The following is a 20177-nucleotide window of genomic DNA, read 5'->3' as shown; positions in this document are numbered from 1 at the left end:
GACCGTCAAAATGACACATCTTTGACGGAAAGCGTCAATAGAGGAATCGTCTTTGACAAAGACCGTCAAAATGATAGATCAAAAAAACAAAAGGTGGTGAGAATTGCCAATGGCATCTTTACGCGACATAGAAAACCGTATTAAATCGACGAAAAAGACAAGTCAAATTACGAAAGCCATGCAAATGGTCTCCGCTTCCAAATTGAGCCGTGCCGAACTGAATGCGAAAGCGTTCATCCCGTACATGGGGAAAATTCAGGAAGTTGTCGGATCAATCGCAGCTGGAACAAGCAACTTGAGTCACCCGATGATGGTAACCCGGCCCGTCAAAAAGACTGGATATATCGTTATTACATCAGACCGTGGACTTGTTGGAGGGTACAACGCCAACATCTTGCGCATTGCAAAAAATGCGATTGAAAAACGCCACTCTTCAGTAGAAGAAGTGAGCATCCTTGCAATCGGTCAAAAGGGTTACGACTTTTTCGATCGACTTGGTTTCGATATCGTTGAAAGTCGGATTGGTCTATCGGATCATCCCTCTTTCAACGAGATAAAAGATATCGCGAAGCGTGCTGTTGGCATGTTCACAGAAGGCGAGTATGACGAAGTCTATTTGTATTACAATCACTTCGTCTCCGCCATCGCAAGTGAAGTGACGGAAAAGAAATTGCTTCCGCTCACTGACATCACATCGACTTCCGCAACAACTTCGTATGAGTTTGAGCCTTCAGGTGAAGCAATCCTTGAAGTGCTTCTTCCGCAATACGCGGAAAGTCTCATTTACGGAGCTGTAATTGACGGAAAAGCGAGTGAACATGCTTCCAGTATGACAGCGATGAAAACTGCTACGGATAATGCAGCTGATTTGATAGATTCTTTAACACTTTCATTCAACCGTGCACGACAAGCTGCGATCACGCAACAAATTACGGAGATCGTTGGCGGCGTCGCAGCTCTTGAATAGGAGCGGGCACTGTACGGCAAAGAGTAAGACAGGAGGGAATAAGTATGAATAAAGGACATGTTCTTCAAGTTATGGGTCCGGTTGTTGACGTCAAGTTCGAAGACGGTCAGCTTCCTGAAATCTATAACGCATTGAAAGTTCAGATTGAACGTCCAAACGCTGAGCCTGAAACGTTGACACTTGAAGTCGCGCTTCACCTCGGAGATGATTCTGTACGTACAATTGCAATGTCTTCAACAGATGGTCTGCAACGCGGAGCAATCGTTGATGATATGGGTTCTGCAATTTCGGTCCCAGTTGGTGACGTTACACTTGGACGTGTATTTAACGTACTTGGAGAGATTATTGACCTTGGTGAGGAAATCCCGGCTTCAGAACGCCGCGACCCGATTCACCGGTTAGCTCCAGTATTCGAAGAACTTTCAACTGAAGTTGAAATTCTTGTAACAGGTATTAAAGTTGTTGACTTACTTGCTCCATACATTAAAGGCGGTAAGATCGGCCTCTTCGGTGGTGCGGGTGTAGGTAAAACAGTTCTAATTCAAGAATTGATCAATAACATCGCACAAGAACACGGTGGTATTTCCGTATTCGCAGGCGTTGGAGAACGTACTCGTGAAGGGAACGACTTATTCTACGAAATGACAGATTCCGGCGTTATTAAGAAAACGGCAATGGTCTTCGGTCAAATGAATGAGCCACCTGGCGCACGTATGCGTGTTGCTTTATCTGGACTTACAATGGCAGAACATTTCCGTGACGTACAAGGCGCGGACGTACTTCTGTTCATCGATAATATTTTCCGCTTTACACAAGCAGGTTCTGAAGTTTCAGCACTACTTGGCCGTATGCCATCAGCAGTTGGTTACCAACCGACACTGGCAACGGAAATGGGTACACTTCAAGAACGTATCACGTCTACAAATGCTGGTTCAGTTACATCTATCCAAGCAATCTATGTACCAGCGGATGACTATACTGACCCGGCTCCAGCTACAACGTTCGCTCACCTTGATGCAACGACGAACCTTGAGCGTAAACTTTCTGAAATGGGTATTTACCCTGCGGTTGACCCACTTGCTTCAACTTCACGTGCACTAAGCCCTGAAATCGTCGGCGAAGAGCATTACGAAATTGCACGTCAAGTACAACAAACGCTTCAGCGTTACCGTGAACTTCAAGATATCATCGCAATCCTAGGGATGGATGAACTTGGAGAAGAAGACAAGCAGCTAGTTGGACGCGCTCGTCGTGTTCAAAACTTCCTGTCACAAAACTTCCACGTAGCTGAGCAGTTCACAGGACAAAAAGGATCATACGTACAAGTTGCCGAAACAATTAAAGGCTTCAGCGAAATTCTTGCAGGTAAGTACGATCACCTTCCAGAAGATGCATTCCGACTTGTCGGAACGATTGAAGACGCTATTGCAAAAGCAAAAGGTATGGGTGTTGAAGTTTAATCAGCAGGATTCAAATCCCTGCCAAATCAAATAAAAGCATCCGGTGAATAGCGTAGATTTTTTAGGGAAGTTATCGAGACTTGCTCGATAAAAGTCTGCGCCCAATTCGCCGATGTGAATTTGATTTTAAGGGACCAGGAGGGGAAAAAATGAAGACAATTAAAGTCAATATCGTCACTCCCGACGGCCCTGTTGTTGAAACCGAAGCGAACATTATCATCGCAGCTACCGAAACAGGCGAAATCGGGATTCTTCCCGGCCACATCGCGATGGTTGCGCCGCTTCAAATCGGTGGGCTTCGCCTACAAAAGGAAGACTCGACTGAACATATCGCCGTTCACGGTGGTTTTATCGAAGTCCGTCCGGATGTTGTCACTGTTTTGGCTCAAAGTGCGGAACTGGCTTCTTCTATTGATATCGACCGTGCAAAAAAAGCGGCGAAACTAGCAGAAGAAACACTTCAGGCGAAAAAAGAAGGCAGAGAACACGACTTAGCGCAACTGGATTTAAAACGTGCCCTCAATCGTATCGATGTCTACGAAACAAGAAATAAATGAGTTGTTGAGTTGGCGGGCAGAAGAACAATTCTTCTGTTCGCCTTTTCATTTATTAAGGGAGGACCCTACTTTGGATGCTATAATGGGCTATCAACCGTTACTGTCAATCGTTTCACATACTGTTTTCATAGCCGTTGCCTTTTTTGCATTGCAAGCGATCATGCCAGAAAAAATCATAAAAAAAAACCGTGTCTTTCAAGCACAGTTATTGTTCATTTTATTAAGTATCACGATTGGATGGTCCGTGTCGAATTTCTTTTTAGAAATATCCTATTGGTCCGGAAGGCTTCCGTTCATGTTCGGCTGACTTAATAACCATTTTTGATGCAAAAAAAAAGGGTGATTTGAACAGCAATTTGATTAGCTACATGTTATCGCCTTGTATGCGAAAAACATCTCGTATTTAAGGCGATGACATGAAATTCATCAATTTTTTTGAGCTTAGGTTTGCTGTGCCGATTTAGAGGGAACTGATACTACAGGTGGAGAGATATTATGACACAAAACGTCAATAGTGTACATAATATAGACTACTTAAGTACTTAGTCGGTAAAATAGCCCAGACGTTACTTGTTATAAGGGGAACGTCAGTGTAAAATAGTATATGTTTTGAAGATGAATGTATGACTAAAAAAATCGAATATATAAAATGAAAAATAACATGAATTGCTATAAATTAGGAGTCGGAGGGACTTATTTTGGATAAAATTATTATCACTGGCGGACGTGTACTTAATGGTACTGTCCGAGTCGAAGGCGCTAAAAATGCTGTGTTGCCTATACTTGCTGCTGCATTGCTTGCATCAGAAGGTGTCAACGTAATACGCGACGTACCCAATCTTTCGGACGTTGGAACAATAAACTCAGTTCTTAAAAGCTTAAATGCAAAAGTGGACCACTTCCCAATAATGAATGAAGTCGTCATAGATTCTTCGGATACACTTTCAACTGAAGCACAGTTCGAATATGTACGGAAAATGCGTGCGTCAATTCTTGTAATGGGACCGCTTCTCGCACGTAATGGCTTTGCACGAATTGCACTTCCAGGCGGCTGTGCAATCGGATCACGTCCGATTGACCAACATCTAAAGGGCTTTGAAGCAATGGGTGCAGAAATTACTTTCGGCCACGGACACGTTGAAGCAAAAGCTGAAAACGGTTTAAAAGGCGCTAAAATCTATCTTGACTTCCCAAGCGTCGGCGCAACTGAAAATATCATGACTGCAGCTGCTTTGGCGGCTGGTACAACAATCATCGAGAACTCAGCAAAAGAACCCGAAATCGTTGACCTAGCGAACTTTATCAATGAAATGGGCGGTAAAGTTGTCGGAGCAGGTACGGACACAATTCGAATCGAAGGCGTCAAGAAATTACATGGCACAACGCATCACATTATACCGGATCGTATCGAAACAGGTACTTTCATGGTAGCAGCTGCAATTACGGGCGGAAATGTCATTATTGAAAATGCCGTTCCAGAGCACAACGCAGCACTTATTTCCAAGTTAACGGAAATGGGTGTCGTCATTACTGAACTGGATGAAGGTGTCCGTGTTACAGCAAAACTACCTTTGAAATCCGTAGATTTAAAAACAATGCCTCATCCTGGTTTTCCAACAGATATGCAATCCCAAATGATGGCACTTATGCTGACTTCAACGGGTACAGGTATTTTGACAGAAACCGTTTTTGAAAATCGCTTCATGCACGTTGAAGAATTCCGTCGGATGAATGCTTCCCTCAAAATTGAAGGAAGATCAGTCATCATAAATGGACCTTCAAAACTACAAGGTGCTGAAGTAGCAGCAACGGACCTTCGTGCAGCAGCAGCCCTCATTCTAGGAGGACTTGTTGCAGAAGGTGTTACCCGTGTTACGGAACTATCGCATCTTGACCGCGGATATGTGAACTTCCACGGAAAACTTGCGGCACTCGGTGCGGATATCGTACGTGTTTCCCCTGAGATGAAAACTGAAAAAACGGTACAACACGTTTAAATTCATTCCATAAATACTTGAAAGGGCTGTAGTGTAGAGACTACGGCCTTTTTTGTCTTCACATATATGAAGACTCAAAATGCTCCTTTGCTAGTATGTCCAAAATAACAGTAATAATACATCTTGTTTTTCATATAATCAATTATGGACAAACTACTAACAGCGTTCCTCATCATCCTTTTATTTTTCATCCCTATCCTATTAAAACAGACTCCGCAAATCACAAAAGAAGTTGAAGAACCGGAGGCACAGCTTTGCTACGTGGAGATCATCGTTACCGGCGTGGACAAGCCGATCCCACTTGAAGAGTATGTAGTAGGTGTCGTCGCAGCTGAAATGCCTGTCACATTCAGTGAAGAGGCTTTAAAGGCACAAGCAGTTGCCGCACGGACATACGCACTCCGAACGACCGAGAACGGCAAAAAACCAATCGCCGCAGATGTATCTGCACAAGTCTATTCCTCCGAAAAGAAACGGAAAGAGCGTTGGGGGAAAGAATTCAAACGCAATGAACGAAAAGTACGTGCAGCGGTGGAGGCGACTGCAGGGGATATTATTACTTATGGAGACGAAATGATAGCTGCAATGTTTTTTTCTACATCGAATGGACAGACTGAGACAGCGCAAAATTTCAGTGGCAATGACGTACCTTACTTACAAAGCGTGGATAGTCCCGGGGAGGGGGACGTTGCTGCAAACGTAGAAAGGAAAACCGAATTGAAACTCACTGAGTGGAATAAAAAGATAGGAAGCAAGTGGAGCGCTGATCGATTCAAATCACTTCAACTCGTTAGAAATGATACAGGTCGTGTTCAGAAAGTCCTCTCTACAGAATTTCAAGCGAGTGGCAGGGAAATGCGAGATTTGCTGGGACTAGCATCTACGGATTTTGATATCGCATTCGACGTAACGAATAGTATTGTTCATGTTACAACGAATGGCTATGGCCACGGTGTAGGGATGAGCCAATACGGGGCGGAAGCATTTGCTCAGAAAGGATGGACCGCCGAAAAAATTCTTTTACACTATTATTCGGGGACAAAAATAAAAAAATTTACTTTACTTGATTCGGAATGTTTAAAAACTCTCTCACTTGCAGATAATAGCGAGTGAGGTGATGACAATGCGAGAAGAAAAACCGAAAGCCCCTTCTCAGAAGAACAAAAGTGCAAAGGCAAAAAGCTGGTTTTGGCCTGTAGTCTATTCGGGTATCGCAATCGTCTTCGTTGGTATGATCTGGGGTTACAATGCATACATGAAAGAAGATGCCCCAGGTTTAGCCAACGATGCAGCGAAGGACCCGCAAGATGGATTGGTCGTCGAGACGAACGCAGCAAACGAAACACTCAAATATCCATTTGCTGAAGAGTCTATCGACGAAGTAGCGATTCTGCAAGATTTTTATGACGTAAATGCAGAGCCCGCCGTGCGTGAAAACGCGTTACTCGTCTCCAGCCAGACGTATGTAACAAACACAGGCATATCGATTGCGATTCAAGGCAAGGAATTTGAAGTTGTTTCTTCACTCAGCGGTACAGTAGAAGACATCTTGCTAGACCCGTTTAAAGGTGATGAAATCATACTTTCTCATGCCGATGGGTTAAAAACAATCTATCGATCCGTCACAGGTATTCTCGTTAAAAAAGGTGAAGAAGTGGTTCAAGGACAACCACTCGCCACAACAACAGAAAATGAATGGAATCCGACGGCAGGCAACCATCTTCATTTCGAAATCCAACAAGATGGGATAGCCGTAAATCCAAGCACTTTTCTAGCATTTTAATAGCAAGTTTCCAGCCATTCCAGAGCCAATCCGGAGTGGCTTTTTCTTTGGGGTAAATAGGGTGGTCGGCTTTGAGACCGCTCGAAAACAGCGGGGAACCGCCCGAAAACTCTTAGCGCCCGCCCAAATCCCGCGCATGACAGCTCGAAATCCCTGAGATAATACCCAATGAGTAGACAGTCAGAAAACCGCCATACTAAGAATGCTTTAGTATCACTAATTGGAGGCGGAGAAAAATGCAGGCAAAAAAAGTCTTTTTTGATTTTCAAACGAAAAAGGAGATTGTTGAGCTTTATTTCGAAGGATATTCAGCAGTTGAGTTGGCAAAAAAGTTCGAAGTAGTAAATAGAAGAAGAATAACTGAATGGGCAAAAAAAGTGCGTGATGCGGGTACATTCGATGCTTTGAAAGATACGCGAGGCCTTGGTGGTAAAGGGCGTACCAAAGAAAAGAAAGAAGCGGTAGAAGAAGAAATAGAGCGTTTGAAGTTGGAAAACTTATACTTAAAAAAGCTTATAGATCTTCAAAGGCGGTGAGCGGAAAAGGCTCTGACTTTGAGTTTATTGAAAACTATAAAGATAAGTATCCTGTTACTCAGCTTGTTGAATTTACTGAGCTTTCTCGTTCCGGCTATTATAAACGTAAAGCGCGGGAAGGAAAGGGAAAAACAGTAGCGGAGAAAGATACTCCGCTACTGAATATGATGCTCTCACTTTATATTACCCATGGGGGTAATTTAGGTAACGTTAGGTATAAAGATGCGATATATGATCAATATGGTGTAGTTGTTAATGTAAAGCGCATTAATAGGATGCGCCGGATGTACAATCTGCCATTGAAGACGCAACGAAGAAAATTCAGGGTACACAATGTTCCGCATATCATTGTCGATAATATATTAAATCGAAATTTCAAAGCCCGTAAACCGGGAATTAAGTTCGTGATTGATATTACTTATTTAGAAATAGTAAAGCCAGTGAAGAAATTTATCTACTTATGTGCAATAAAAGATCTTTACAACAACGAAATTGTTGCTTACAGCATCGGGCGATATCAAACTGTATCGCTTGTTTTCGAAGCGTTGAATTATTTAAAAGAAAAAGGATTTGTGAAAGGCGCGATCATTCATAGTGATCAAGGGGCACAATTCACAAATCCACAATACATGAACCGATTAAAAGATTATCATCTAACTCAATCCATGTCCCGCAGAGGAAACTGCTGGGACAATGCATGTATCGAGAGTTTCTTTGGGAAATTAAAAACCGAAATGCCTGGATTTTCAATTCCAGAGACCGAAGATGAGATGATTAAATCAGTAACCGATTATATTACCTACTATAACCAAGTTCGGCCACAATTAAAATTTAAGATGAGTCCTCAAGCTTTCCGATTACGAATCGTGGCTTAATCAAGGGGAATAGAATAGCCCCATCGGGGCAAACGAATAATATTGTAGTAACTTTACTTGGAGTGGCAGGCATGATAGCCTCGGCCGGGAGAGCCAGCATTGTCAAGGCTGGGTTTCTGGCTAGTAAGTCATGCCTGTAGAGGCTCCAAGTCAAGTTACTAAACGTGCAACAAAAGGAAATCGATAATATGTGGGAAAACAATAAACTGAGCGGTTGTTAAAGTGTCTACTTGACGGGGGGGAAGTCACCCCGAGCGACCGCCCGAATCCTGCGCGCGACCGCCAAAATCCCACAAATAACCACCCCAAAAACGCAAACAACCGCCCAGAAAATCCCTATAACCACCAAAACCCCACCCACTCCCGACAACCGCCCGCATATCCCACTCAACAACCGCATAGGATAAAGGAAGATTCGGACCTCAGAGGAAAGGAAGAGGGCGTGCACGAGCAAATACGGAGGCGATGCGTGCGCCTCGGCAATATGTTACTGGAAACGGGACTTACGGTACGTGCGTTGGCAAAAGCGACAGGCTATTCGAAAAGCACGGTTCACAAAGATTTGACGGAACGCTTACCAAACGTCGATGTGGCCCTGTCAGAAGAAGTCGCGAAAATACTTGCCTATCATAAGTCGGTCAGACATTTGCGGGGCGGCGAGGCGACAAGAATTAAGTGGATGAACGAAACAAAAAGAGTCGGAAACAGTTAGAAATAGAAGGCGGTATCGCATCCACATCGCGAACCGTTTTTTGCTTGTTGCAATAAATAGAGTTCTTTCACGAAAACAACCCTTAAGTATATTATTTATCAGCCTATTATGGTAAAATGTGTAGTCAGAAGCGTATACATACACGGGAATATCCAATGATGCGGGTGGAAGGGGAAACAGAAACAATGTTTGCAAAAGATATCGGCATAGACCTCGGTACAGCTAACGTCTTGATACACGTTAAGGGTAAAGGGATTGTACTGAATGAACCATCTGTAGTTGCGATGGATAAGCATACCAATAAGGTATTAGCAGTCGGGGAAGAAGCAAGACAAATGGTTGGCAGAACGCCCGCTAATATTATCGCAACCAGACCCATGAAAGACGGAGTCATCGCCGATTTTGATGTAACGGAAGCTATGCTTAGTCATTTTATCAATAAACTAGATGTCAAAGGATTCTTATCCAAACCGCGAATTCTAATCTGTTGCCCGACAAACATTACGAGTGTCGAACAGAAAGCCATCCAGCAGGCAGCTGAAAAATCAGGTGGCAAGAAAGTGTACCTGGAGGAAGAACCGAAAGTTGCAGCAATTGGCGCGGGTATGGATATTTTCCAACCGAGTGGTAATATGGTCGTCGATATTGGTGGGGGAACGACGGACGTAGCTGTACTATCAATGGGAGACATCGTTACATCTAGGTCAATCACGACAGCCGGTAATACATTTGATAATGACATTACACTCTACATTAAACACAAATATAAATTATATATCGGTGAACGAACTGCTGAAGCTATTAAATTCAAAGTTGGAACTGTTTTTTCAGTTGGTCGAAAAGAAGAAATCGATATTCGCGGGCGCGATATGGCGTCAGGGCTTCCTCGCACAGTTACGATTCATTCCGACGAAATTGGAATGGCACTAAGAGAATCCGTTTATATGATTGTTCAAGCAGCGAAAAACGTCTTGGAAAAAACGCCTCCTGAATTATCAGCGGATATCATCGATCGCGGTGTCTTCCTGACAGGCGGCGGAGCACTACTGCACGGCATTGACCAATTACTCGCTCAAGAGCTAAAGGTTCCTGTATTCATTTCAGATAATCCGCTGGACTGTGTTGCGATTGGGACAGGCGTTTTATTGGAAAATATGCATAAGTTATCCAGCCGATAATCATTTTTAAAAAGTAAGGAGAAGTGAGCACATGTTCCGTGGATTTTATACAGTTGGGTCAGGTATGATTGCGCAACAACGAAAAACGGAGATGCTTGCGAACAATATGGCAAACGCCAATACGCCTGGTTATAAGGCGGAACAAGCAGTAATTCGTTCATTTCCGGAAATGTATATGTCGAGTATTGAAACAGCAAGAATACCGACGGAAAACGGCTTTCAGATGAAGGGATTATCGCCAGTTGGTGGGATTTCAACGGGTGTCTACATGCAGGAGACGCTGCCGTTATTTGCGCAGGGGCAATTACGTGAAACCGAGCTGACAACGGACGTAGCGCTCATCGATGGCCGCTTACCGATTGATGAAGCCACGGGAACAGCGGGCGCCATATTCTTCAGACTTGAAAATGAAGGCGGTCGAGAACAATATACAAAAAACGGTAATTTCACACTTGACGCGAATGGTTATTTAACGAGTTCGGCTGGGGCTTTTGTGCTTGATAGCAACGGACAGCGAATTGAAGTGCAAAACGATGACTTCCGCATAACTGACGAAGGCGTCATTATGGAAGGTGAAACAGCCGTCGCAACGCTTGGTGTTTCATTTTCACAGCGACCTGACACGCTTCAAAAACAAGGCGATGGCATGTTTGTAACTATGGACGGCGAAAACCTGGTTGCAGCAAATGACATGGCTGGCGTTACTTATTCAATGCAGCAAGGCTATCTGGAAGGATCGAACGTCGATGCGGCCCGGACAATGACGGACATGCTAACTGCGTACCGTGCATTCGAGGCCAATCAAAAAATTCTTCTAGCCTACGACCGCAGCATGGAAAAAACGGTAACGGAAGTCGGTCGTGTCAACTGAAGACACGCCATCTGAAAGGAGCGGGGATGCATGATACGCACCATGACAACAGCAACAAACACGCTGAGTCAATTGCAAAACCAAATCGACATCATCGGAAATAACCTTGCGAATGTCTCAACACACGGCTATAAATCGAGTGATGCAAGTTTTCGTGAAATGTTGGTTCAGCAATTCAATAACGATAAGGCGGACACAGCGCCGCGTCAATCTCCGAACGGTATCCGTTACGGTTCTGGGGTGATGCTTGGTCAAACACAGATGAATTGGAAAGCTGGCACCCTGCAAATGACTGGCCGTGAACTTGACTTCGCACTGACAACGCCAAAACAGTATTTTAATATCCTCATGCCTGACGGAGGCGGCGAGCAAACTGTCTACACGCGTCAGGGCAACTTTTACGTGTCACCTATTGCCAATGGACAAGTGATGCTCGTCAACGCTGAAGGATATCCGGTCGCTGACAGTGCAGGATTGCCTGTAACATTCTCGGATGACATAAAAAAATACACAGTCAAACCGGGCGGCGACCTAGAGCTCACGCATTCGAATGGAACGACTGAGTTTGTTGAGTTGGCTGTGACAGTGATGGAACGTCCGAATCTGATGGTGCGGCTATCTGGAACGAACTTTGGCCTGCCAGAAAACTTGGCAGACCTCGGTGTCACTGAAGCGGATGTCTTAACTGAGCTACAAGGTGCTGCCCGTAGTAGTATTGGAATGGAAAGCCAAGCGCTCGAAGCATCGAATGTGAACTACCAAAAAGAAATGACGGATCTCATCGGTATCCAGCGCTCTTATCAATTCAACGCGCGTGCAGTGACACTTGCGGATCAAATGCTCGGCTTAATTAATGGTATTCGATGAAATCCTACTAGAATGACGTCTGGAGCCTGGACAATTAAGGGAGTACTGACTATGACAGATGAAAAAAAAATTAAATTTAAAACCGAGCAACCAGAGAAAAAGCAAGAAGATGCCCAATCTTTACTACGATCAAACCGGAAAGCACTTGGACGGCCTGATGAAAAAGTCGAGGAAACTGCACCAAAAAAGCAAATCTGGGTACAAATACGCCTACTTCCGATTTGGGTCCGTATTATACTGGTCCTGTTGCTTCTTGTCGGAGCGGCTGCGCTCGGAGCGATGATTGGCTATGGCACTCTCGGAGACGGCAATCCAAGCGATGTTTTTAAAAAAGAAACATGGACGCACATTCTGGATATCATTGCCGGAAAACAAAAATAACAGCTTTTTTCATGAATTAAAATACATAGTAAAGTGGTAGGAGGATGGGCATGCTAACAGCAGAACAGATACAAGCCATTTTACCGCATCGTTATCCATTTCTTATGGTAGACCGGATTCTTGAGGTTGAAGAAGGTAAACGTGCAGTAGGCATAAAAAACGTTACAATTAATGAAGATTTCTTCAATGGACATTTTCCAGGATACCCGGTTATGCCAGGCGTTCTAATCGTGGAAGCGCTCGCACAAGTAGGCGCTGTCGCTTTGTTGCAAAAAGAAGAGAATAAAGGACGTCTTGCTTTTTTCGCGGGCATCGATAACTGCCGTTTTAAAAGACAAGTGACACCTGGTGATACATTGCGTCTAGAAGTAGAAATCACTCGACTTCGTGGCACAATCGGCAAAGGCAAAGCGATTGCTACAGTCGATGGTGAAATTGCATGCGAGACAGAAATTACATTTGCACTTGGTCCAGTTGTAGAAACTGGAAAAAACTAATTTCGCTAATAAATGGAAGTTTCGATACAATGGTCAATACAGTGCTGTTAGATAGCACAAAGTGGGAGGTTTCACATCAATATGTTTAAAGATCTTTCTCCAAATTTAAAAAGCAGCATAACGAGATCGATTACACAGACATTCGAACAATACATGAGCGATATTGAATGGTCCGGTGAGCGATTTAGTATCGATGATTATTTTGCCAGTTGGCGCGAGTACATTACGGTAAAAGCGCTTTGGTACACTAAAATTCCAGACGAAGTAAAACTTGATCCGGGATTCCATGAAGATCTTGCGCAACGCATCAATAAAATTATCGCACGTATCCTCAGTGAACCGCCATCTGAAGAACAAATTGTTGAAATTCAGATCATGCAGGAAGAGTTGAATACGCACTACGAGTATAACTGTAAAGCGGAAGCAGTATACGTCGATACACTGCTGAAAAAACATTTAACATCTTCATAAATAAAAACGGATAGTTCCCTCATTTCTGGCTAAGCTACGAAGTATCATACTTGTTTGTGTGATAGACGGCTTGTGGAGAGGAGGGAATTTATTCATGTTCAAAAAAGCGATACCACTTGTTCTAATCTCGGGACTTGTACTAACAGGTTGCGGTACCAACGACGACGTACCGGATAACAACGAAACGCCGATGGAAAACTTGGAGGACAACACAAGAGACATAACGCCTGATGTAAATGAACAAACAGGACCGGATATGGATGGTCTGGACAACGGTGGAGTTGATGACGGCATCATTAATGACAATAACGGAGACCGTAATGGCATCATCAATGATGAAGGCGGCAACGCAAATCCGGACAATGGCATTATGAATGACGGCAACACAGACTCGGACAAGCGAAATGAAATGAACAACGACAATAACAATAACAATAATAACAACAATAACAATAAATAACCGCTAATCACTAACCGCAAGCCGTGCGGAACCGCCTCATAACACTTGAGGCGGTTTTTCTACTCTCAATGAGCCAATCGAAAACAATTACAGATAAAAACACAAAAAAAACTGCCTATAATGTTAGGCAGCACAATATAGACCATTCAACTCTCCGCATCTTCCTGATCTTCCTTTAAACGCGGACGAGAGCGCATATCTGATTCGAATCGACGTAACAGATCTTCCCCTCCAAGCCCCTCACCAATCAATTCCTCCAATAGCTGTTCGGCATATTGAGCCCGCGCACGCTTCAAACGACCTTTTAGCAGTACGGAGATTTTATCCCCAATCGGCTTGACGCCTTTGACAGCAACACGGAATGCAGCAGGTTCATTTTCAGGATACGAAATAACCACTTTTACTTCCAATAAATCCTCATCAGCTTTCCATTTTTCGAAAACGGACTGATGTTCTTTATCGATGAACATTTCTAAAATCCACATATGATGGCTATTTTCCTGGTTGATAATAATTCCGTCACTCAGCGGATAATCGCGTACGACATCTTCTTGCAGTATACCCACTGACAACATTTTAAAAGTTTTTATCATCATCCACCCCAATCTTTTTCCTCATAGTATACCATAAGAGCAAATTCCAAAGAAATCAGATAGATGCCAAAGTTGAATTATCAAAGAAAACTGAAAATTCCGATACGCCTTATGGCTATTCAATTACGATCATCCATGCCGCGAATAAAGTCGAGCAAAAAAGGAATTTGATGTCGAAAGGTGACTGAAAATTGAAATATATGTGATTGCACTTATTAAATCAGACCGAGTATGATGAAGTCAGAAACCAAGAGAGGAGGAACTCAATTGAATCAGGTTGCACTAGTTGGGCGAATTACGAAAGATCCAGTTCTTAAAAGGATCTCAGAAAGTAGGGTACAAACCAGCTTTGTCCTTGCCGTAAACCGTAATTTCAAAAACCAGAAAGGAGAAATGGAGACAGATTTTGTGCTTTGTACAATGTGGGGGAGACCGGCGGAAAATACTGCAAAACATTGCGGAAAAGGTTCATTGATCGGAGTAGGCGGACGTATTCAATCCAGGTCATATGAAAGGGAGGATAAGAGTCGAGTCTATGTAACAGAGGTGATTTGTGAAGATGTTCGTTTTATTTTAACGAAAAAGCGTGCCAATGACAACCTGTACAGTGAACATGTAATAAGTACACCACAGTCGATAGCGGAAAAAGAGGATACTGAGCATTTCAATCTGCCGAGTAGAGAAGCAGAAGGATTACCGATTTTCTAACCTGAAGGATTCAGGCGTAATACTACATATCATGCGACGAATCTGTCGTGGAAAAAAGGAGGACTGCAAACGGGCAACAATCCGGGGCCGCAATGACAACTAAAAAGGATAGATAGTGAGTAATGCCCGATACACTAGTTAAAGGTAAATGTGAGAAAAAGAAATACTGGACATGTACAGAAGGGGTTCTAACCATGACCAGTTTGAGTGAGTAAAGATACGCGTGCGGATTTCTCAGGGACATCCGTATATAGCGAATCTAGTTGCATAGTAGAAATCCGATGGGGGTCGGATTCTTACGCCTAAAAATAACCACTTAAGAATCCTGGAATCGTGTTCTGCGCTTGTTTCCAGGATTCGGATAAGTGGAATCGCTAGAGAGGGAAGTGAGAAGTTTGGAGACACTAACTAAAGATCTGCAGAGGATGGAAATGCAAATTGAACAACTGATTAGCATAGTAGCCAATCAAAACAAGCGATTGAATCGGATAGAAGATGGCGATAGGAAAAATAGACTCGTAACAATACGTAAAATTCCGTACGCGGATCCGTCTGATGGGATTTATGCAAAAAACTAAAAAGGACTCCAGTGCCAACTACGGCACGGGAGTCCTACACTTAAATGATACTGCTCTTTAGCTTTCGAAAGATAACAAATCGTCCAGTTCCGTGTCGGACAAATCCGACAGCCACTGACTTGATTGGATTAAGTCGGCGGATAGTGCCGCTTTCTCCACAAGCATCTTATCGATTTTCTCTTCAATCGTCCCGATCGTCACAAATTTATGGACGTGGACGAATTTTGTCTGGCCGATACGGTAAGCACGGTCGGTTGCTTGGTTTTCAACAGCGGGATTCCACCATCTATCTGCATGCAATACGTGATTTGCACCCGTTAAGTTCAAGCCAGTTCCACCGGCTTTCAACGACAGGATGAAGATAGGGAATTCACCTTCCTGGAAAGCCTCCACCAGTCGGTCACGTTGACCCTTCGGCATGCTACCAGTCAAGAAGGGAACGTCAATGCCATGCAGTTCTGACAAGCATTGGCGGATGAGTTGCCCCATGCCAATGTATTGCGTGAAGATCAAACATTGCTCTTTGTTATTTGCGATGTCAGCCGCCATTGAGACGATCAAATCCAGTTTATTAGACCTTGACATCATTTGCTCAGCAGGAGCTTGTGGCTCCTTTAAGAAGAGCGCTGGATGGTTACATAGTTGTTTCAATCGGCTGAGCATTTTTAAAATGAGACCTTTCTTTTCAAAACCGGTAAGTGTCTGCAACTTGAATTTCGTTTCTTCAAGAAAACTTTCATACAAAGCGGCCTGTTCAGTTGTTAAAGGACAGTATTCATTCTGCTCAAGCTTTTTCGGAAGATTGAGCTGCAGATCAGGATCACTCTTCGTTCTGCGCAATAGGAATGGACGAATTTTAGCTCTTAACTTTCGTTTATCCGCTTCTGAATCATCACGCTCAATCGGGATAATGTAGTTATCAGTAAATTTTCGGAAACTGCCAAAATACCCTTTGTGAATGAAGTCGAAAATTGCCCACAGTTCAGATAAACGGTTTTCAATTGGTGTACCCGTCAAGGCAATATGGTGCCTACCTCGAAGTTTTCGTATGACGCGGGATTGCTTTGTCTGCATGTTCTTGATATTTTGCGCTTCATCAAGCGTAATGCTTGCAAATTCTGTCTCCGCTAGCATTTCACCGTCCTGTGAAGCCGTACCATACGTCGTCAGTACGACGTCAGGCTGCAACTGGTGAATAAGTTCTTTAAAGTTCTCGTCTTTCGCTCGCATCGGACCGTAATGGGCATGGACTGAAAGAGAAGGTGCAAACCGTTCAAGTTCTTTTTGCCAGTTGCCAAGTACACTTGTCGGACAAACGATGAGTGATGGCGTATTTGTATCGGGTCTTGCATGAATGTTAAGCAGATAAGTAATGAGTTGAACAGTCTTTCCAAGCCCCATATCATCTGCCAGGCATGCACCGAAGCTATTATCACGCATGAAAGTCAGCCAGTTGTATCCGTCTTCCTGATATGGCCGCAGTTCAGCAAGTAAATCTTTTGAAATGCCGGCAGCAGGAAGACCTTTTTTATCGGACAGCATTTCCATATAACCAAGAAGTGATTTCTGCATCGTAAAAGCAAATAATGGATCATCTAAATCTTCATCTTCTTCAAGAGGGACTATTTCTTCAGGAATGTCTTGGAAAAGTAAGTCTTTAACAGTCCATTCCCCAGCGTCCGCACGGTCCATCAGATCGCGAATTTTTCTCAGCCACAATGGGTCGATATGGAACCATTCATCGCCGGAGCGAATGTATTCACGGTTTTCATCGACAAGTTTACGGAAATCCTCGCGACCGATCGTATTACCGGCCAGTGAGAAGTTCCAATCGAAAGACAGCACTTCGTCTAAACCGGTAGCTGATTTATACGATTGCACACCCGCATTGGTCCGTATTCTCAATTTGGATTCTGTCACTGATTTCAGCCATGCTGGCAGGATGACGGGGTATCCAAATGATTGAAGCAAAGGCAAGTCATCCTGGATGAACATTCGTACTTCAGGATCAGACATCGGTGTTGCTAAGAAGCTTTCACTAGGAACAATGTCCACTGAACCTAGGAAGGATGTCATTTCAGATTGCTTCTTCACAATGTCATCCGCGTATGGCTTCCACTTGGCAGGAAGCGCTTCTACGGCAGGTGCATTCACTTTCCGCATAGCAGGAGACCAATGTGCCCCGCGTTCTCCTACAATAACCGATTCAAGAAGCCATTCCGTGTCAGTAGTCTCGACTGCTGGTTCAGTCAAGCGGAATGCAAGATTGACCGGCATTGTCGAAACGGTTTCACCCGGCCAGCCGTATGTCCGTAAATGGGGTAACAATGAAGCAAGCAGTTCAGGATTAATGCCAGATGTTGAAAGCTTACTACTCACAGCATGAGCGATTACGGCAGCTGCGCCTTCGGAAATACCTGCTTTCTTGCTATCAAAACGAATACTAGTGCCGTCTACTTCCGCATAGTTCCATAAGTCGGGGTCACTCCATGAATTTGCAGCTTCCCGAACGGACGTAAGTAACGCGTCGTCTTCAGCAGTAAACCCTTCGAAGGTAATATAGGGGTGCATCGCTGAAAAAATAGGCAGTAGCTGGTCTGCTTGCACGTAAGCAAAGTCTGCATCTGTATTGATAAGGAGTCCAAAAAGCGCACGTTCATTGTTAAAGAACAGGAAGGAAACAAGTTCGTCCGGTTCAATCTTCAACCCATTGCCTTCTTCCGCGGCAATGGAAAATAGTCCATCTTCCAGTAAGCGAATGCTCAAGCGGAATAGGCGATTTAATGTAAATGTTCCGGTCATAAATTTAAATTCCCTTTCTCCATTTCTTCCATCAATGCGCGAAGTCTGCGGTTTTTTTCACGCACTGTATCAATGTATTGATTCCAAAAGTCGATTTTGCCACTTTTTTTCGAGCCGGCTTTCATTTGTTTAAACAATTTGACGGCTCGCCGATAACTATGTCGGTTCTTTTCTTTTATGAAACCCATGGCAAACGTATGAAGGAGTGGCAAGACAGCTGCTGGATCTGTACTCAGTGCCAATTTCAAGCCGCCTGCTTCCGCCCCGTCATAAGGAACACCGTATCTGTGCATTAGCGCTGCCCATTCGGCAAAACGTTCACGTTCAACAAGGAAATCTGCATACACGTCGACGCCCGGTTCCCCGTATTGGGCAAACATGCCTTCACGGAGCTCTTCCGAAAAATCAGCGGCTTCAAATAAACCGTCGATTGTACGCACAAATGCAGGTCGGCCAGCCGAAGAGACAGATTCGTTAACGTAGTCACCAATATAGGGGAGCATTGCATGCATAATAATAGACAGTGATTCTACTTCATCATAACTTTCGGCAAGTTTTGCAAGAGGTAGCCATGTAATCACATTATCAGCTGTTACATTGTTGACCATTTCGGCCAATTCTTCATGTTTTCCTTCCGTTAGATGGAAAAAGGCGATAAAAGTTCGAGATTCCTCCGAGTTTTCTTTCGCAAGAATTTCCAACTCAACGCTTCGCGCGGCTTGATAGGGGAAGAGGTTCTCCCAAAAAAGACGGTAAACATGAAACCTTTCGTTGAACAAACCCGAATGTCCAAGGGCAAATGTCCGGACTAGCTCTTTCACTTGTTCATGAAAAGCGTCTGCTTCAAATAGTTTTGGTTTCGCGCCAATGGCTGAAACGCTATCGTTCAGTTTGCCCAGTTGCTCAGTTAGCCAGTTTTGTACATACCACTTACCGTAGAAGAATGAGGTCGGTTCACCGCCTAAATGGGCGTTAACATACGGCCACCCGGCATCCAGAACATGCAATCGATAGTAAAGTTCAAATAGAGGTTTCCACTCGTACTCAAAAGGAATTAACGGAGCCGCTTTTTGATCAATCAAGGACGTTTCATGGATGAACACACCTGGATTTTCAGCTGGCTCAATTGTGCGAAGTGGATTGGTTAGGCGCTTCAGTACATGAATCCATGCTTCAGGTGTGCGTTCAGATATGGAAAGCACCATCTGTTGCGAGTCGGTTCTGCGCCATTCGTGGAGCCATTCAGTCAGAGAATTCTGCTGTGAATATAAGTGGAATATAACGGCGATCCGGTGGGAACACCAGCCGGAATAGCCGCATGTACATTGGGAACTTTCATTATTGAAAAGAAGGCGGACTTGTTCCGAATCCACACCAAAGAGACTTGCAACCACTGTGTTTTCAGATGGATCGTATACATATGAATCGGTTGCGCCATTTCGGACGAGTGCGACTGCACGTCTAACTACGAGTGCTTCGGCATCTACCCCAGGCCGCAGTGCATGTTTAATGCCATTCATATATTCATCTATTTCATTTTCGTGCAAGTAGGATACACGTTCGACAGTTATATTCAACGGATCACTCCCTAAGAAAAGCATTCCTTCTATTATACCGCTTTTTAGCAGCGAGCGGAAATGATGTTATCCATATCTTGTACTTTTGCACATTTATTTATCTTTATTCAGCATTCATCTCTCACATCCATAGATGGAAGATGAATGCAGTTTTGTTTTCGTGTTCAGCGGTTGTCCAAACGCCTGCTGAACGAGGAGGAATGAAGTTCAATTCCTCCCTGATAAGCCTCCGGCGGATGTAACAGATTTAGAAAGGAGTTAATTCATTGAAGGCAACCTAAGATCGCCGCGTCCTGCGGCAACAAGG

Annotated in this window: 22 protein-coding genes; 19 read left to right on the top strand and 3 right to left on the bottom strand. The window is 43.9% G+C overall.

Annotated elements, in window-relative coordinates; genetic code table 11:
* Window positions 1–109: 109 nt before the first annotated feature.
* The 17 genes from atpG (at window position 110) to AC1TO4_RS04250 (ending at window position 13612) form a co-directional block, all read left to right on the top strand.
* Window positions 110–967: an ATP synthase F1 subunit gamma gene (gene atpG, locus AC1TO4_RS04330; RefSeq protein WP_482101112.1), complete on the top strand. Its 858-nt coding sequence runs from the start codon at window positions 110–112 to the stop codon at window positions 965–967.
* Between the two features lie 44 nt (window positions 968–1011).
* Window positions 1012–2427, top strand: coding sequence for a F0F1 ATP synthase subunit beta (atpD, locus tag AC1TO4_RS04325; RefSeq protein ID WP_482104313.1), 1416 nt, complete (start codon window positions 1012–1014; stop codon window positions 2425–2427).
* 149 nt (window positions 2428–2576) lie between these two features.
* Window positions 2577–2984, top strand: coding sequence for a F0F1 ATP synthase subunit epsilon (locus AC1TO4_RS04320; RefSeq protein ID WP_482101110.1), 408 nt, complete (start codon window positions 2577–2579; stop codon window positions 2982–2984).
* A gap of 82 nt (window positions 2985–3066) precedes the next feature.
* Complete coding sequence (locus AC1TO4_RS04315; protein ID WP_482101400.1) at window positions 3067–3291, top strand: DUF1146 family protein; 225 nt, start codon at window positions 3067–3069, stop codon at window positions 3289–3291.
* Window positions 3292–3682: 391 nt separating this feature from the next.
* A complete protein-coding gene (murA, locus tag AC1TO4_RS04310; protein WP_482104312.1) occupies window positions 3683–4981 on the top strand; it encodes a UDP-N-acetylglucosamine 1-carboxyvinyltransferase in 1299 nt (432 codons plus the stop codon).
* A gap of 144 nt (window positions 4982–5125) precedes the next feature.
* Window positions 5126–6094 carry a stage II sporulation protein D gene (spoIID, locus tag AC1TO4_RS04305; RefSeq protein ID WP_482101108.1) on the top strand — a complete coding sequence of 323 codons (969 nt, stop codon included), beginning with the start codon at window positions 5126–5128 and terminating at the stop codon, window positions 6092–6094.
* A gap of 10 nt (window positions 6095–6104) precedes the next feature.
* Window positions 6105–6764: a peptidoglycan DD-metalloendopeptidase family protein gene (locus tag AC1TO4_RS04300; protein ID WP_482104311.1), complete on the top strand. Its 660-nt coding sequence runs from the start codon at window positions 6105–6107 to the stop codon at window positions 6762–6764.
* Window positions 6765–7000: 236 nt separating this feature from the next.
* The gene (locus AC1TO4_RS04295) at window positions 7001–7300 is read left to right on the top strand and encodes a helix-turn-helix domain-containing protein (RefSeq protein WP_482104310.1); all 300 of its coding nucleotides are present in this window, start codon (window positions 7001–7003) and stop codon (window positions 7298–7300) included.
* The gene (locus tag AC1TO4_RS04290; protein WP_482104381.1) at window positions 7264–8175 is read left to right on the top strand and encodes an IS3 family transposase; all 912 of its coding nucleotides are present in this window, start codon (window positions 7264–7266) and stop codon (window positions 8173–8175) included. Before AC1TO4_RS04295 ends, AC1TO4_RS04290 begins: the two co-directional genes overlap by 37 nt.
* 442 nt (window positions 8176–8617) lie before the next feature.
* Entirely contained in the window at window positions 8618–8887 is a 270-nt protein-coding gene (locus AC1TO4_RS04285) for a sporulation transcriptional regulator SpoIIID (RefSeq protein WP_482101106.1), read from the top strand.
* Window positions 8888–9072: 185 nt separating this feature from the next.
* Entirely contained in the window at window positions 9073–10065 is a 993-nt protein-coding gene (gene mreB / locus AC1TO4_RS04280) for a rod shape-determining protein MreB (protein ID WP_482101399.1), read from the top strand.
* Window positions 10066–10096: 31 nt separating this feature from the next.
* Window positions 10097–10936 (top strand): flagellar hook-basal body protein, encoded by an 840-nt coding sequence (locus tag AC1TO4_RS04275; RefSeq protein ID WP_482104309.1) that lies wholly within the window; start codon window positions 10097–10099, stop codon window positions 10934–10936.
* Between the two features lie 30 nt (window positions 10937–10966).
* Complete coding sequence (locus AC1TO4_RS04270; protein ID WP_482104308.1) at window positions 10967–11803, top strand: flagellar hook-basal body protein; 837 nt, start codon at window positions 10967–10969, stop codon at window positions 11801–11803.
* 51 nt (window positions 11804–11854) lie between these two features.
* Window positions 11855–12184, top strand: coding sequence for a DNA-directed RNA polymerase subunit beta (locus tag AC1TO4_RS04265; protein WP_482104307.1), 330 nt, complete (start codon window positions 11855–11857; stop codon window positions 12182–12184).
* A gap of 50 nt (window positions 12185–12234) precedes the next feature.
* Window positions 12235–12681: a 3-hydroxyacyl-ACP dehydratase FabZ gene (gene fabZ, locus AC1TO4_RS04260; protein WP_482101398.1), complete on the top strand. Its 447-nt coding sequence runs from the start codon at window positions 12235–12237 to the stop codon at window positions 12679–12681.
* Window positions 12682–12762: 81 nt separating this feature from the next.
* On the top strand, window positions 12763–13152 hold the full coding sequence (locus AC1TO4_RS04255; protein ID WP_482104306.1) for a hypothetical protein: 390 nt from the start codon (window positions 12763–12765) through the stop codon (window positions 13150–13152).
* 94 nt (window positions 13153–13246) lie between these two features.
* Window positions 13247–13612 carry a hypothetical protein gene (locus AC1TO4_RS04250; RefSeq protein ID WP_482104305.1) on the top strand — a complete coding sequence of 122 codons (366 nt, stop codon included), beginning with the start codon at window positions 13247–13249 and terminating at the stop codon, window positions 13610–13612.
* Window positions 13613–13758: 146 nt separating this feature from the next.
* Here the strand turns inward: AC1TO4_RS04250 and AC1TO4_RS04245 are convergent, their stop codons facing one another.
* Window positions 13759–14202: a YwpF family protein gene (locus AC1TO4_RS04245; RefSeq protein ID WP_482101397.1), complete on the bottom strand. Its 444-nt coding sequence runs from the start codon at window positions 14200–14202 to the stop codon at window positions 13759–13761.
* Window positions 14203–14472: 270 nt separating this feature from the next.
* On the opposite strand from AC1TO4_RS04245, the gene AC1TO4_RS04240 reads away from it, so the two are divergent.
* Both AC1TO4_RS04240 and AC1TO4_RS04235 read left to right on the top strand, forming a co-directional pair.
* Window positions 14473–14913, top strand: coding sequence for a single-stranded DNA-binding protein (locus tag AC1TO4_RS04240; protein WP_482104304.1), 441 nt, complete (start codon window positions 14473–14475; stop codon window positions 14911–14913).
* Window positions 14914–15308: 395 nt separating this feature from the next.
* A complete protein-coding gene (locus AC1TO4_RS04235; protein WP_482104303.1) occupies window positions 15309–15491 on the top strand; it encodes a hypothetical protein in 183 nt (60 codons plus the stop codon).
* A gap of 57 nt (window positions 15492–15548) precedes the next feature.
* Here the strand turns inward: AC1TO4_RS04235 and AC1TO4_RS04230 are convergent, their stop codons facing one another.
* Both AC1TO4_RS04230 and AC1TO4_RS04225 read right to left on the bottom strand, forming a co-directional pair.
* Window positions 15549–18293, bottom strand: a complete 2745-nt coding sequence (locus AC1TO4_RS04230) for a DEAD/DEAH box helicase (RefSeq protein ID WP_482104302.1) — start codon at window positions 18291–18293, stop codon at window positions 15549–15551.
* Window positions 18290–19870 (bottom strand): SWIM zinc finger family protein, encoded by a 1581-nt coding sequence (locus tag AC1TO4_RS04225; RefSeq protein ID WP_482104301.1) that lies wholly within the window; start codon window positions 19868–19870, stop codon window positions 18290–18292. The genes AC1TO4_RS04230 and AC1TO4_RS04225 overlap by 4 nt, the downstream gene beginning before the upstream one ends.
* Window positions 19871–20177 lie beyond the last annotated feature (307 nt).

It is taken from the genome of Sporosarcina sp. Y838, assembly GCF_056786515.1.
The sequence above is the reverse complement of the archived record's forward strand: the minus strand, read 5'-3'. Positions and strand labels throughout refer to the sequence as shown.